Source organism: Sporosarcina newyorkensis, from assembly GCF_900167515.1.
GTDB classification, from domain to species: domain Bacteria; phylum Bacillota; class Bacilli; order Bacillales_A; family Planococcaceae; genus Sporosarcina; species Sporosarcina newyorkensis.
The window spans coordinates 337005-352250 of the sequence record NZ_FUYJ01000002.1; the positions used below are offsets into that span (position 1 = coordinate 337005).

The window sequence follows — 15246 nt, forward strand, 5'->3', positions numbered from 1 at the left end:
TGGAGGACGGTCGAAAGGCGAAAATGTGCTCCTAACGCTCCGCTTTTAGTCGCAAAAGCCGTTCTTCGTGACGGCTTTTCCTGGGGGATCAGCGTGCGTCTTGAGACCCCGCAGGAAGCGAAGCGAACGAAGAGGCTCAAGGCCACGCCCCCCAAAAGGGTACCGTCTGGAACGGAAATCCCGGACCGCTCGCAAGCTATAATTTCATAAGTCTATTCGGATAGGTCACCCTATTTCTTATCTTCAATTTCAACAAAACACTTGGTCAGGGATAAGAAAGCGTCAGCTTGGAACGTAGATCAACGGTGCCGTTACCATACCCAAATCTTTTTTTATAATCCGAAGGCTGCTTCTTTACAAAAAGCAGCCTTTTGTATGTTCAATTTTATCGAAAGATAAATATATTGTAATAAAATGTTTCAAAAGTAACGGATATTACTGTTTTGAAATCTTCTTGTTACATAACTGTAATATAGCAGGCGTTTGAAAAATGATAGAGTTAATACAACATAAAAGGTTAGCAAGTTACCTAAATACATAAGATTATCGGAGGAACACATGAAGTTATTGAAGAAAACGTTTTCAGTTTTGGCAATGTCTATTTTATTACTCGTCGCTCCTTTCGCTGGACAAGCAGATGCTTCAACAAAATCTACAAATATTACTAAGACGGCAACAAGTCTAACAGGTATTAAATACCGTTATGGCGGCACTACAAAAGCAGGGTTCGACTGCTCAGGTTATGTCGGATACGTATTCAATCAAAATGGATTGAAAGTGGCACGTACTTCCAGTGGTCTTTATGCATCTGGAAAACCAGTGAAAAAATCCAACTTAACATCTGGTGATCTTGTATTCTTCAATACAAGTGGTAAAGGTGTCTCTCACGTAGGAATCTATGTAGGGAACGGAAAATTCGCTCATGCTTCGACATCTAAAGGTGTACGAGTAGATAAATTAAACGATCCATATTACTGGGGCAAGCGCTATGTAGGTGCAAAACGCATCGCTGGCGTTCATCAAGTCGCAGCTAAATAATAAAATTCCAATCGATCTTCCAATAGGGGGATCGATTTTTTTGTACATAGAAAAAGGAGCTAAATAACATGTAAACGATCGGGAAAGTGCTGGGTAGTGACTCGATTATGAACTATATCACCAAAAATCAGTGAGGTAAATTGCTCTATGAGCGAGTGGAGTAGCTTTATGATCGAGTTCAGTGATGTTATGAGCGCCTGTGGGATTTGTATGATCACCAGGGTACTAGATATGAGTGCCGAATGGAGTTTATGATCGCTTGCGGGTAGTTTATGATCATCGGTAGACATTTTCAGTCAATAAAATGAAAGAACTGCCCGATAGATTTTCCGGGCAGTTCTTTTTCATTAATTTGTAGAATCTTGTGGTACGCGGATCGTCCAGCGTGAGAAATCTGGTTCGTCCTTTTTAATCAATTCTGTCGGATAGATGAACGTCCAAGGAGTCGTGCTGTTCGCTTTCACAGAAAGCGCGGGATTCAACTCAAATGTTCCCCGTGCTACGAGTTCCCCAGTTGCATCAATTAACTCTAAAGGAAGCTTTTCAATATTAATCTGCTTGGAATGACCGTTACGGACAAAAACAGATGCTGCAATATTGCCGTCTTCTTGCTTTTGAATTTGGAACCCTGCGATATTTACTTCGCGGGGTTTTAGTTTTGGAAGACCAGCTACTACTTCAGCTAGTGCTTCTTTTTGCTCAGCAGGCAGCTGCTCTTCCCAAGAAGGTGCAAGCTCCAATTGATGTGGCATCATAGAATGTACATTGAACGCGAGCTTCCAGTTTTCAGTCGGAAGTTCTTCTGCCAATTGATCATTCTTTTCAAATACAAATACCCATGGACGTGCGCTGCGTGCAGGAATTTCGCCTAGTTCATTCAAGTCGAACTCCGCGGAAGCTGCTGTATTGCCTTCCTCGTCAATCAATAATAATTCGATGGAACCGACAGCGATTGCTTGGTCGAGCGAAGAACGGAAAAACGCTTTGACAAGCCAGCTACCGTTTGCAGGCTCCAAGTCAATATCGATACCTGATAAAGAGATTTGATTTGGTTTTAATGGCTCCAGTTCATTCGCGAGGAAACGAAACACATATTCTTGCTCCTGTGTCAGATTCCATTGCGGATGAAGGGATAGTGCCGTCTCGATGTCTTCGTTGCCAGAGCTGCTTTGTGCATTCTCTAGTATTTCATTGGATTCCACTGTACTGTCTAACCCAGTTTTTTCAGTCTTTTTAAATAGGTTGAAGAGTTTCATTGGGAAACCTCCTGTTCTTGTGTGTTAAGTTGCTTCATGAATGCGATAATTTCAGACGCAATATCGCGACGCAGACGTTGATAATGCTTGGCAAATAATTGCAAGCCTTCACGCTGGTAAATACGCATCGGATCTTCTTGTCCGTAAGAACGCAAGCCGATTCCTTCTTTTAAGCGTGTCATCACTTCAAGATGCTTGACCCACATCGTATCGAGATAGCCTAGCATGACTTGAGGGAGCAGTTGACTCACTTGTTCATTATCAGTGAAGGAGTCAATAAATGCAAACAACTCCGCCATTCCTTCATCATACTGTTTCAAGATATCAGAAGTTCGATCCAGTGACTTCGGCAATTCGACAGGAGTCAGCAATAAGGCGTTCATCGTGCGCTCAATCCGTTCGAAATCCCAGTTATCTGCAATCTCATTGTCTGGACAGCTGTCGAGTACAACAAATTCAACCGTTTCAGAAAGCATCGCCTTCAACTTTCCGAAAATATCTTCTCTTTCAAGTACCCGATTACGCAATGAATAAATAACTTCCCGTTGGTCATTGATGACGTCATCTAGCTTGAGATTATATTCCCGCATGGAGAAATGAGCCCCTTCAACAATCCGCTGTGTTCGCTCTGTTAGCTCGTGGACTTCAGGGTTTAACACTTTGCCGTCTTCATCGGTGCGTACCTTCGGCAGGAACTTCTCGAGCTCTTCAGGGGAAAAGCGAATGTACATCTCATCTTCCAATGAAAGATAGAATTGGCTTTCGCCGTGGTCACCTTGACGACCTGAACGACCTCGCAACTGATTGTCGACACGACGGCTCTCGTGCTTTTCCGTACCCAGCACGAACAATCCGCCGTTTTCTTCGACACCTTCGCCGAGCACGATATCTGTACCGCGGCCGGCCATATTCGTAGCAACCGTAATATGTCCTTGTTGCCCAGCTTGTGAAATTAAATCGACTTCCTGCTCGACACTTTTCGCGTTCAATAGGTGGAAATCCAAGCCTTGTTCACGCAGATGCTTTGCAACAGCTTCCGATTGCAGGATGGACGTTGTACCGACAAGTACCGGCTGTCCTTTCGCATGACGCGCTGCCACTTCTCTTGCCACTGCTTTATACTTCTCTTCAATCGTCTTATATACGAAGTCCGGAGAATCGATTCGCGCACGTGGACGATTCGTCGGAATTTGAATAACTTCCATATTGTATACTTCACGGAATTCCTTCTCTTGCGTTTTCGCCGTTCCGGTCATACCGCAAAGTTTTGGATACATACGGAAATAGTTTTGGATCGTAATTTGGGCTTGTGCTTTATTTTCATCTGTAATGGGCACGCCTTCTTTTGCTTCGATCGCTTGGTGCAGACCATCCGACAACGTACGGCCTTCCATGATTCGACCTGTGAACATGTCAACCAGCTCGATTTTTTCATCGCGCACGATATAATCTACATCGCGCTTAAAGATGACGAATGCACGTACAGCCTGGATGACGTAATGATAAAGCGTTTGGTGATCCAAGTCATATAAGTTGCCGATACCGAATGCTTTTTCAACTTTTTCGATACCTTGCTCAGTTAGTGATGTAGCTTTTGTGGCATCGTCAAATTCGAAGTCTTCACCCTTTTTGAAGCGTTTTGCCAAGCGAGCCGCAATATGGTGCAGATCGGCATCAGCTTGCATTTTACCTGCTACGATGAGCGGTGTTTTTGCTTCGTCAATCAAGACGCTGTCGACTTCATCGATAATAGCGAAGTGGTAGGGTCTTTGTACTTTTTGAGAAGGATCTTGGACCATATTATCGCGCAAGTAGTCAAAACCAAACTCTGTACCGACACCGTATGTGATATCCGATTGGTAGGCCGCTTGTTTGGCCGGTCCTTGCATCATTGGTACGTTCAATCCAACTGTCAATCCGAGGAAGCGATGGATTTGTCCGATTTGTTCATAGTCACGCTTTGCTAAGTAATCATTTACAGTGATGACATGCACGCCTTTTCCTTCTAGGGCACGTACGTAAGAGGGGAGAGAAGCAACGAGTGTTTTCCCTTCACCGGTCGGCATCTCAGAAATATTACCTTCCGTTAAGACGGCTCCGCCAATTAGCTGCACATCAAAATGCCGCATTCCAAGAACTCGTTTGGAAGCTTCACGCACTACAGCAAAAGCATCCGGTAAGATGTTTTCGATCGTAGCTCCGCCTTCCAATTGCTCTTTGAATTGATCAGTCATACCAGACAAGTCATCATCCGACATGGCAATGTATTTAGGCTCAAGTGAATTAATCTGCTCCACAATCTTGCGGTATTTCCGCAGTTGCCGTTCACTCGTCCCAGTTTTACGCTTAAAGATTTTCAACATAAATTAAACGCTCCTTTATAAACCTCTATCCAAATGAGAGATTCCTATCTATTTTACCAAAAACCTAGGCAAAAGACTATCTCTAGAATATGGCTGTATGGTTGAAGTGTGAACTTTGTATTGTTCGGGAGATGACTATGTATTCTGCGTTGTAGTTTCGTTATTTTAGTGGTTGGGAGCAAGAAGTTTCAGGGTAAGCAACTCAACCATGACGCAGGTGTAGCTTCACGCACATTTAACTTCATATATCCTAGCGGAAATCCCGCTAGGACCAGTAGCAATGTTAGTTTGCAAGCAAGCGATTGAGGGAACGAACAGGGAAAGTGTACTTAGTAGTGAAATCTAGTAGCAAGCATGCTATAATGAAATGCGATATGAACTTATTGTTAATTGGGGAGGAAAGACATGTTATTCATTGCAATGTCTGTAGCTTTTATCGCTGCTGTCATACTTACACCACTTGTCATTAAACTCGCTTTTCGAATCGGTGCGGTTGATCGTCCCAATTATCGAAAAGTCCATGCGAGAGTTATGCCTCGAATTGGTGGACTAGCCATCTTCGGCGCATTTATTATTGGATATGCGATTTTGTTGCCATCCGACGAACACGCAGCTGGCATTTTGGTCGGTGCGCTATTGATTGTCATAATTGGCTTTTTAGATGATATGCTTGAAATAACAGCGAAAGCAAAGGCGTCAGGCCAGCTTGTAGCTGCATTGGTCGTCGTTCTATGGGGCGGTCTGCAAATAGAGATGATTAACTTGCCGTTCATTGGCCAGTTGGATTTAGGATATTTAAGTATTCCAATCACCATTATTTGGATTATTGGAATCACCAACGCCATCAATTTGATTGATGGATTGGACGGCTTGGCCGCAGGCGTATCTGCCATTGCATTAATTGCCATTACAGTCATGGCTGTGCTGATGGGGAATGTCTTCGTTGCTGCTACAGCATCTATATTGGCAGCCAGCTCGCTCGGATTTTTGATCTACAACTTCCACCCAGCGAAAATTTTTATGGGAGATACAGGATCGCTGTTCCTTGGCTTCATGATTTCGGTACTGGCATTGCTCGGCTTCAAGAATGTTGCGGTTGTATCCTTGGTCATTCCGATTATTATGCTCGGTGTTCCAATTTCCGATACGTTCTTCGCGATCGTACGACGCGTTCGAATGAAGCAGCCAATTTCAGCAGCAGATAAATCACATTTGCATCATTGCTTACTGCGTTCAGGTTTTTCACATAGACAAGCTGTATTGACGATCTATGGAATTGCGATTTTATTCGGTGCGGTGGCCGTACTGTTTTCGCAAGCAACGGTATGGGGGGCATTGTTGCTCGTACTAGTTATGCTCATCGTCATTGAGCTGTTTGTCGAATTGATCGGACTGGCAGGTGCGAATTATCGCCCGTTGTTAAATTTAGTACGTATGATTGGTAAATAAATTTGAAAGCCCTCATCCGGATGACGGATGGGGGCTTTTTCTGGTGTTTACTAAAAAGAAAAGAGCGAGATGCCATACGGCATCTCGCTCTTTTCTTTATTGATGTGCTACCTCGCTTGGAGGAGAAGTTTGGTTGGTGTCTAACTCCGTCAATGAAGAAGAATCGGGAATCAACCCAAGATGTGATTTGAGGATTTGCTTTGTTTCTTCCAAATCCCGTTCGTCAAGTTTGTAGTAATATACGCCAGTAGACCAATCATCGTAGCCGCTTAATGATAAAGTATCTACCTCGGGCATACCGCTTTTTACATACTCAATGAAAGAAAGCATTTGTTTTGATGTCATGTCGGTTTTCATATTTTCACCGAGAGCGTTGATCACATCACCATATTTCGTAATGGACTTGATGGAGGTTGCTTCTTTGATCATCGCTTGAAGAATCATTTGTTGACGTTTACCACGTTCAAGATCGCTGTCGAGTTTACGCGTCCGTGCCAGGGCCAATGTATGGCGTCCGTCCAAGCGTTGCAAGCCAGGCATCAAGTGGATTGCGTTCTTATCGTTTTCATCTTTTTCAATCCGTTCATAAGGTACTTCTACCTCTACACCGCCGAGCGCGTCTACCACGTCGATAAATGCATTGAAATTCATTTTGACGTAATAATTTATCGGGATATCGAATAACTCTTCCACTGTATCGATGGAAGCGGCTGTCCCTCCGTAAGCATGTGCATGTGTGATCTTGTCTTTGTATTTGACTTCTGGAATGTAGACATAGGAGTCACGGGGGATGCTGACAAGCTTCACACTTTTTTGTTTAGGATTTAAAGTAGCTAAGATCAATGCGTCAGAACGGCCGTGACTCTCTTCTTTCTGACGGGTCTCACTCTCATCCACACCGACCAAAAGAATCGAAACCTTATCTTTCGCAGGCTCTACACGCAGTTCTTGTTGCGAGTCCTTTTTGGCGAGTGGCTCGTAGGAACGGTCCAATACATCCACTGTCTGATTATGCAGCTTTGCCAAATACGCGGCGCCTACTGCCACTACAGCGAGAAACGTAAATAAAAATATTTTTAAGAAGAGCCGAGTTTTCGAAGAGGCTTTCTTCCTTTTTTTATAATCTTTTCTTTTCATCATATACCTCCAAAGTGTACGGCAGAAAAGGCCGTCAGTGGCGAATCGGGCAAAAACAGCCGTGACTTACTGACACATAGTCAAGTATTCATGCCTTTTTCATTAGTCAGATTACTGAAAGAAGGACATATTAATCATCTATTACATCTTCTGCTATTATACCTGTTTTTTTTGCAAACGTATAGTAGTTCAAATAGCGAATTCAAGAAACTTGTGACGGATTGTAGTGATTTCTGCTTGACCGTTCGTCAGCTCTGTCATCCATTCTTTAAATGTCATTTCATCTTCTGCAGGAACATATAAAAACAGTCCGACGTCCTCTTCATAGACAATTTCTTTTAAAGGATAGGCAGATTGGCGAACCTCATTCTCAACTTTTCCTAACCAAGTATAATCTATAGAAGTCTTTGTCAAGAGATGCAGCCTTCTTTCTACGACGCCTGTTGTAGCAATTCCTTCTGAAGCGGCTTTACCATAGGCGCGAATCAATCCGCCTCCACCGAGTTTAATGCCGCCGAAATAGCGTGTGACCACGATGACGGTGTCTTTCAGTTGTTGTTTTTTCAGAACCTCCAAGATTGGAACGCCTGCCGTGCCGGAAGGTTCCCCATCGTCATTCGCTTTTTGGATGTGATCGTGCTCGCCTATTATATATGCAGAACAATTATGTGTCGCGGAATGGTGTTGTTTTTTGATATCCTGGATGAAGTCGAGTGCTTCATCTTCAGTTTCTACTCTTTTGACAAATGAAAGGAAACGAGATTTTTGAATCACGAATTCACTTTCACCATACTGGTTTACAGTTTTGTAATTAGCTCGCATTTGTCGTGCCCCCTACATTTGTAATATACTTATAATACTTTTACATCATCTAGATGATATACTATATGAAGTGTATAAGTAATTAGGCTAAACTGCAATGCTGCTCACTTTGCATATTTTTACATAGACAGATGCGGGAGGGAGTTATTTGAACGAGAAGGCGATCGACATCCAACAAATGGAGAAAATTTTCGAAAACATGGTCGATGTAATGGATCAGTCGAAAAATGACATATTTTTAATTAGCGAACAAAGCCGTCAAAGTTTTGAAGAGATGCAGAAAGAGCTAGCTGAAGTGAAAGAGAGCATTTCCCATGTCATAACTGAAGGCGATTATCTAGAAGATATGTCACGCCACTCAAGAAAACGCTTGGCTAACGTGTCGAAGAATTTCATCAGTTATAGCGAAGATGAAGTGAAGCAAGCTTACAGTGTGGCAAATGATTTGCTTGTACGCGTCTCTGTCAATAAAATGGAGGAAAAGCAATTGCGAACAAGACGTGATGAGTTAGAACGTCGACTTGTCATGTTGCTCTCTACAATTGAAAGGGCTGATCAACTTGTTAATCAAGTAACCACAGTGATTACTTACTTAACATCGGATTTGAAAAATGTGAGTACGGCACTTGAAACTGCTCGTCACAAACAAGATTTTGCAATTCAAATTATCCAAGCCCAAGAAGAAGAGCGTAAACGACTTTCACGCGATATTCACGATGGACCGGCTCAAATGCTGGCGAATGTACTGATGCGTTCAGGATTGATTGAGAAAACATTTGTGCAAAAAGGTCCGGACAATGCATTGTATGAACTGGCCCAGCTGAAAGAGTCAGTCAGAGGAGCACTATCCGAAGTGCGGCGCATTATTTACGATCTGCGTCCGATGGCTCTCGATGACTTAGGGCTTGTCCCGACATTAAAAAAATATTTATCGACCATTAGTGAATATGAAGCACCACTAACTATACATTTTCAGAGCAGTGGAGCTGAGAGAAGATTTGATTCCAACTTTGAAGTGGGGATTTTCCGCCTCGTTCAAGAATCTGTCAATAACTGCATCAAGCATGCAAAAACAGATGAAATTTGGGTGAAAATCGAGTGGTTGCGTGAAACTGTAAATATACTCATAAAAGACAAAGGTTGCGGTTTTGATACAAATGAAGTGAAAGATAAATCATTTGGGTTAATTGGAATGCAAGAACGCGTGGATTTATTAAAGGGAGAAATGAAAGTTATTTCGAGTATTGGTGAAGGAACTTCGCTTCTTTTCCGAATCCCGCTAGATGAAGAAAGATAAGCTACATAAAGACTTGGAGGAACAGAACATGGAATCAACGAAAATTTTAATAGTGGATGATCATCAATTATTTCGCGAAGGGGTTAAACGCATTTTAGACTTTGAAGAGTCGTTTAACGTAGTAGCGGAAGGTGATGACGGGAGTGAAGTGGTTGAATTGTTCGAACAATTTCAGCCGGATGTAGTACTAATGGATATTAATATGCCCCGTATGAACGGTGTAGATGCTACGGAGCAATTGGTGAAGGAATACCCGGACGCAAAAGTGATCATGCTATCCATTCATGACGATGAGTCCTATGTGACACACGCTTTGAAAACGGGGGCACTTGGCTTCATGCTGAAAGAGATGGATGCCGATGCGATTGTACAAGCGATCAAAGTAGTGGCTGCTGGGGGATCATATTTGCACCCGAAAGTTACACATAACTTAGTATCAGAATTCCGCCGCTTGAGTGAGAGAGAACATAAGGGATCTTTCCAGCAAAACGACATTCGCCGTCCGCTTCATTTATTGACGAAACGGGAATGTGAAGTATTGCAATTGCTGACGGATGGACAAAGCAACAGGACGATCGGTGAAACATTGTTTATTTCCGAAAAAACAGTGAAAAACCACGTCTCCAGTATCTTACAAAAAATGAATGTAAACGACCGGACACAAGCAGTTGTCACGGCAATTAAAAATGGTTGGGTAGAAGTAAAATAATTATCTTTATAAAAAGAAAAAGGACCTTTGCTGAATTAAGTTAAAAGGTCTTTTTCTCTATGTAGGAGGAAAAAATGAAGAAAAAATTAGCAGCCGCATCTATTAGCGTCGCACTGATTTTGGGTGCATGTTCGAATGCGGGAGAAACCAATCCAAATGACATCGACAACGGGGAAGCGGCTCCGGGCAGCGGGGCGATCGACCATGGTGTCGACGATAACAAAGTGGGCTTTAGCATGTCGGGTGATCAAATCGAAGAAGCATCGGATGTTCCGGACGAAGAAAAGAAAAAAATTCTCGCAGCATTCGACCGATATATTGAAACGTTGAACAACAAGGACGTGGATGGTTATCTGGCTACGTTGTCTAAAGAAGGCTATGATCTGAAAGAAGAGCGTAAAGCGACAGAAGAAATGCTGAACACAACAGACATGAAGCGCGAGGCAGATAACGAAACAATCGTAAAATATGATAAAGATACAGCTCAATTGTTTGCTACGATGAAAACGACTTTTACTGATTTGGAAAGTGGAGTAGAAAATGTTCCGGAAGGTCGCCAAGTGACAGTGTTCCATAAAGAAGATGGCGCGTGGAAAGTCTTCTCGATTCATTTTATCGGGGATGAACCACAAGAATAAAAGGCTTTCAGCCAAAAACTGCACCCTGCTTGTTAGGTATGATCTAACAAGTGGCGGTGCAGTTTTTGTATGAAGAGAAACAAAAATTACCATACTAATACTGCTTGCTTTATGAGCTTAAAGGAATTATAATCAGTATGCGAACATAAGTTCTTATAGGAGGCGATGTTTATGCCTTTGATTCCTGCGGAGGCATTGCCGTATTTGGAGAACCATATTTATTTGCCCATGCTAATGACCATTCTAGAAAGAGATCGACAATTAGTGGAAAAAGTCCCCTTTAAACTGAAAAGTCCCTATCTGAATTTGCTGGAAGATGCAATGAATTCGGTAACGACAGATTTGCAAAAAACTGCTGTATATTTGCGGCAGCACAAGATGAAAGTAATCCGACAATCTTCAGATGAGTTATTCACAGAATATCTATTCGTGCATGATGGCTATGAAGACTACCGCCGTTACTTAAACGTACGCTTGCGGAACCGTACAGAAGAGCTATTAAATCAGTATCTCAGGAAATTGGAGAGTCAGAATTTTTTGGCTCCATGATCATATAGTAAGAACTTCTCAGTTCTTCCTGAGCGTTATCAAAACGCTCGGAAAGGAAATGCGACAGTGCAAGTTGCCGATAGACCGTAGCGATGGAAGTGTTTAAAGACATCCGAGTATCATTTTTTAGAACGACCGAGACTCCATCCTTATGCTGGTGCGCATCTTTTACGGCATGATAGGCAATCCAAGAATTTTTATGGAGCGATGGGGACAATAAAGGAAAAAACAGTAGTGGCCGATCGTTTGAATGGGTCAGCATGATCGGCGGTTTAGGCCGTTTCTTTAAGTCGCTTTTTGAACTGTTGATAATCGAATCGAAATTTGTACGATAATGCGTGCAAGAATCCCTCATGATTTCCAAAGGTGTTTTCTCGACAATGAAAGTTCGATCATTTTCTACTACTTTTGTATAGTAAGGATTCGAATGTTGCCCGTGAAGTAATGCAAAAGTATGAAATGTGACTACGTAAGACGATAAATTTTGTTGATTTACCATAGCGTACCCTCCCCTTTCATAGGACAATATAAGTGTTTCTCTCATTATATGACAGAAAAAACTAAAATCAACAACAAAATACAGAAAAGGTGAATTATTTAGTTAACTACATGAAAAAAGGCTGCCAACAGAATAAAATATGTTGACAGCCTACGTTCACTTTTGGTATTCGATTGCTGCAGCGCCGAGAGTTTTTGCCGCTGCCATCATCGCTTTTTCATCGATGTCGAATCGAGGATGATGGTGAGGATATGCGTCCGTCGGTTTAGCTCCTGTAAAGAAGAAGGTGCCCGGTACTTTTTCCAGGTAATAAGCAAAATCTTCTCCACCCATCTGTGGTTTCATTTCTTCAACACCTGCCAAATCAGGAATTGACTCAGCGACAGATTTAAGGAAAATTGTTTCTTTGACATGATTGACTACTGCAGGATAGCCGCGGGTATACTCTACTTTAATCTGGCAATCATTTGCAATAGCGGTACCTTCCGCCACGCGGCGAATCTCCTGTTCCATCAAATCACGGAGTTCTTGTGTGAATGTCCGAACCGTCCCAACGATCACTGCCTGATCGGCAATGACGTTGTATGCGTTATCCGAAATGAATGATCCGACAGATAAGACTGCCGATTCAATGGGATCAACACGTCTAGAGACGATCTGCTGTAAGTTCATGACCAATTGGGAGCCGATGACAATAGAGTCCTTTGTTTGGTGAGGAGAGGCGCCGTGTCCGCCAGCTCCCTGAATAGTGAAGTGGAAACGATCGGGTGCTGCCATGATCGGACCGTCTGCATAATAAATGACACCCGACTCAAACAAAGACCAAAGATGCGTACCAAAAATGACATCTACTTCATCCAGACAACCGTCTTCAATCATGGCGATCGCACCGCCAGGAGCCAGCTCTTCTGCGTGCTGGTGAATAAACACATATTCACCTGCCAACTCTTCTCGCATTTCGTGGATTGCCTTCGCAAGCTGGAGAAGTGTCGCAGTATGGCCGTCATGGCCGCAAGCGTGCATGACTCCCGGAACTTTAGAAGCATAAGGTGTGTCTTTTTGATCTTGAATAGGCAATGCATCAAAATCAGCACGCAACGCGACAGTCTTTCCAGCTTTTCCGCCTTTAACTTTAGCCACAACTCCATTGCCACCAACGCCAGTACGAACGTCAACACCTAATTGTTTATAAAAATCCGCAATATAGGCAGCAGTCTTTTCTTCTTTAAATGAAATTTCGGGGTTCATATGTAAATGGCGGCGAATCTCTACCATGTCATCATATGATTGTTCTAATTTCTTGAATAATAAATCTCTCATCAAAATTCCCCTTTCAACCTAAGTACGAAACTATGCATCCTAGCTACTAGTATAGCAATGCGAAAGGACAGCCGCAAATAGGGCAGTCTGATAATTCAGGCGAAAGCAGAGCTGAAGGAGGAAAAGAAGGTTTGACGTGGATACGTCAAATCTCCTCAGTAGGTGTTTTGTATGTGGCGGTATAAGGTGCGCTCGAAAAAATATGCAAAGTGGCTCCGCCTTGGTCTTTAAAATTATTAGGGTTGGAAAGTTTTGAACCAGGGGAGTTATGCCATAGTTCATAAAGCCGCTTCTCTGTCCATTCAGTCAGTATGATGTACGTGTCGGAACCGATAGGACGTAACAGACGAAAAGCAATGAAACCTGGAAGGTCTTTCAATTTAGTGCCCATCGTTTTGTAGTGATGTTCAAAAATCGGTTTGCCTTCGTCGGTGACTGCAACGTTATCCAAAGCATAATATCCGTTCTCAGAAAGCTGCCCTTCTGCTCCTACAACCTCATATTTTCTTGGAGTTTGGAAAACGGATGCTCCACTAGTTTCGTGAAGCAAAAGTGTATGACCACCGCCATTCATTAAGATGATCGATTCGTTCTTGTACTTTTCTTTAACCTTTTCCATAAAGTCAATAGTTCCTGTTGTCATATAAATATTCATCAATAGTTCCTCCTTTGGCTAGTAACATACGAATTAAACGGCTGAATCCAGTCGATCGTGTTCTATCTTATCCTGTTTGTGTATTCTATAGTAAATAGTTCCCCTTAATACTAAAAATCAAACTCAAAGTAAGTTAGTTAGGGGGAATGATTGTCTAAAACATGGCGAAGTGGTCAAGAAGCAAAGCACAAAATTATGACAAAGGGGCAATTCGCTATACATTGACTTATCAACAGTTTATGATGAGAAACGAATAATAATTTAACTTCACTCTACCGTGCTTGAATTTCAACGGAGTGAAATTAAAGCCTCCAGCGAATGTCACAGATTTTTAAAGGGAATTTTCGAGTGAGTTCGAAAAAATCTGGACACAATTGCGCCGAGGCGTAATTGATTGATAAACGTAAAATAATGGAAAGAGGGATCGGTAAACATGACAACGTTTAATGATACGTTGCTGCGTGCTGCCAGAGGAGAAGAGATTGGCCACACACCTGTGTGGTTCATGCGTCAAGCAGGACGTTCGCAACCGGAATACAGAGAGATTAAAGAGAAGTACTCCTTGGAAGAGATCACGCACCAACCTGAATTATGTGCATATGTGACGAAATTGCCTGTCGATCAATACGATGTAGACGCGGCTATTTTATATAAAGATATTGTAACACCATTAGTTGGAATCGGAATTGACGTGAAGATAAAGTCCGGCGTTGGCCCAGTCATTTCTAACCCGATACGTTCGATAAAAGATATCGAGAAACTTGGAGAGTTTTCGGCAGAAGACCAAGTTCCATACGTTTTGGACACGATTAAAATCTTGACCCAAGAACAACTGAATGTACCGTTGATTGGTTTTGCTGGAGCACCTTTTACACTTGCCAGCTACATGATCGAAGGGGGACCTTCCCGCAGTTATAATTTAACGAAATCCTTCATGGTGTCTGAACCAGAGGCTTGGTTTGCGTTGATGGATAAATTAGCGGACATGACGATTGCCTATATTCAGGCGCAAGTGGCAGCCGGAGCAAAAGCTGTTCAAATATTTGATTCGTGGGTAGGTGCACTAAACGTGTCAGACTACCGTATCTTTATTAAGCCAACGATGACACGTATTTTCTCAGAACTTCGCAAGTTAAACGTTCCATTGATCACATTTGGCGTAGGTGCGAGTCATCTGGCAAATGAATGGCATGATCTTCCTGTCGACGTAGTAGGACTGGATTGGCGATTGTCCGTTAAAGAAGCAGGAGAACGCGGGTTGACAAAGCCGCTTCAAGGGAACTTAGATCCATCCATGCTGTTGGCGGATTGGTCGATCATTGAAGAACGCGCGAAACGAATTGTCGAAGAGGGTGTCGAACACGGCAGCCATATCTTTAATTTAGGCCATGGTGTCTTCCCAGAAGTACAGCCGGCTACATTGAAACGTTTGACAGCTTTCGTGCATGAATATAGTGCACAATTGCGCTCAAAATAAACTGAAGAATAATGTATTAAAACCAATGAGGTGAACA

At 42.6% G+C, this 15246-nt stretch carries 14 protein-coding genes; 7 read left to right on the forward strand and 7 right to left on the reverse strand.

The window, feature by feature from the left end:
• Nucleotides 1–558 precede the first annotated feature (558 nt).
• Nucleotides 559–1038 (forward strand): C40 family peptidase, encoded by a 480-nt coding sequence (locus B5D59_RS05860; protein ID WP_009765887.1) that lies wholly within the window; start codon nt 559–561, stop codon nt 1036–1038.
• 347 nt (nt 1039–1385) lie between these two features.
• Here B5D59_RS05860 and B5D59_RS05865 read toward each other — a convergent pair whose 3' ends face one another.
• The gene (locus B5D59_RS05865) at nt 1386–2294 is read right to left on the reverse strand and encodes an accessory Sec system S-layer assembly protein (protein ID WP_078817230.1); all 909 of its coding nucleotides are present in this window, start codon (nt 2292–2294) and stop codon (nt 1386–1388) included.
• Nucleotides 2291–4657, reverse strand: a complete 2367-nt coding sequence (gene secA2, locus B5D59_RS05870; protein ID WP_078817231.1) for an accessory Sec system translocase SecA2 — start codon at nt 4655–4657, stop codon at nt 2291–2293. The genes B5D59_RS05865 and secA2 overlap by 4 nt, the downstream gene beginning before the upstream one ends.
• 405 nt (nt 4658–5062) lie before the next feature.
• Here secA2 and B5D59_RS05875 point away from each other — a divergent pair, with 405 nt between their 5' ends.
• Nucleotides 5063–6106, forward strand: a complete 1044-nt coding sequence (locus B5D59_RS05875) for a glycosyltransferase family 4 protein (RefSeq protein WP_009765884.1) — start codon at nt 5063–5065, stop codon at nt 6104–6106.
• 96 nt (nt 6107–6202) lie between these two features.
• On the opposite strand, the gene B5D59_RS05880 is transcribed toward B5D59_RS05875, so the two are convergent.
• Both B5D59_RS05880 and B5D59_RS05885 read right to left on the reverse strand, forming a co-directional pair.
• Nucleotides 6203–7243 carry an LCP family protein gene (locus B5D59_RS05880; RefSeq protein ID WP_139365953.1) on the reverse strand — a complete coding sequence of 347 codons (1041 nt, stop codon included), beginning with the start codon at nt 7241–7243 and terminating at the stop codon, nt 6203–6205.
• A 189-nt stretch (nt 7244–7432) separates the two neighbouring features.
• Nucleotides 7433–8065, reverse strand: coding sequence for a YigZ family protein (locus tag B5D59_RS05885; RefSeq protein WP_078817232.1), 633 nt, complete (start codon nt 8063–8065; stop codon nt 7433–7435).
• 148 nt (nt 8066–8213) lie between these two features.
• Here B5D59_RS05885 and B5D59_RS05890 point away from each other — a divergent pair, with 148 nt between their 5' ends.
• The 4 genes from B5D59_RS05890 (at nt 8214) to B5D59_RS05905 (ending at nt 11258) form a co-directional block, all read left to right on the forward strand.
• Nucleotides 8214–9362, forward strand: coding sequence for a sensor histidine kinase (locus B5D59_RS05890; protein WP_176132514.1), 1149 nt, complete (start codon nt 8214–8216; stop codon nt 9360–9362).
• 28 nt (nt 9363–9390) lie between these two features.
• Nucleotides 9391–10071 carry a response regulator gene (locus B5D59_RS05895; RefSeq protein ID WP_040758372.1) on the forward strand — a complete coding sequence of 227 codons (681 nt, stop codon included), beginning with the start codon at nt 9391–9393 and terminating at the stop codon, nt 10069–10071.
• A gap of 74 nt (nt 10072–10145) precedes the next feature.
• Nucleotides 10146–10709 (forward strand): nuclear transport factor 2 family protein, encoded by a 564-nt coding sequence (locus B5D59_RS05900; protein ID WP_078817233.1) that lies wholly within the window; start codon nt 10146–10148, stop codon nt 10707–10709.
• 171 nt (nt 10710–10880) lie between these two features.
• A complete protein-coding gene (locus B5D59_RS05905) occupies nt 10881–11258 on the forward strand; it encodes a YhjD family protein (RefSeq protein WP_040758371.1) in 378 nt (125 codons plus the stop codon).
• On the opposite strand, the gene B5D59_RS05910 is transcribed toward B5D59_RS05905, so the two are convergent.
• The 3 genes from B5D59_RS05910 to B5D59_RS05920 form a co-directional block, all read right to left on the reverse strand.
• Nucleotides 11221–11757, reverse strand: coding sequence for a competence protein ComK (locus tag B5D59_RS05910; RefSeq protein WP_009765877.1), 537 nt, complete (start codon nt 11755–11757; stop codon nt 11221–11223). The two genes, B5D59_RS05905 and B5D59_RS05910, sit on opposite strands and share 38 nt — an antisense overlap.
• A 156-nt stretch (nt 11758–11913) precedes the next feature.
• Nucleotides 11914–13077: a M20 family metallopeptidase gene (locus B5D59_RS05915; protein WP_078817235.1), complete on the reverse strand. Its 1164-nt coding sequence runs from the start codon at nt 13075–13077 to the stop codon at nt 11914–11916.
• Between the two features lie 145 nt (nt 13078–13222).
• Nucleotides 13223–13732, reverse strand: coding sequence for an antibiotic biosynthesis monooxygenase family protein (locus B5D59_RS05920; RefSeq protein WP_009765875.1), 510 nt, complete (start codon nt 13730–13732; stop codon nt 13223–13225).
• 433 nt (nt 13733–14165) lie between these two features.
• On the opposite strand from B5D59_RS05920, the gene hemE reads away from it, so the two are divergent.
• The gene (gene hemE / locus B5D59_RS05925) at nt 14166–15209 is read left to right on the forward strand and encodes a uroporphyrinogen decarboxylase (protein ID WP_078817236.1); all 1044 of its coding nucleotides are present in this window, start codon (nt 14166–14168) and stop codon (nt 15207–15209) included.
• The last annotated feature ends 37 nt before the right edge of the window (nt 15210–15246 follow it).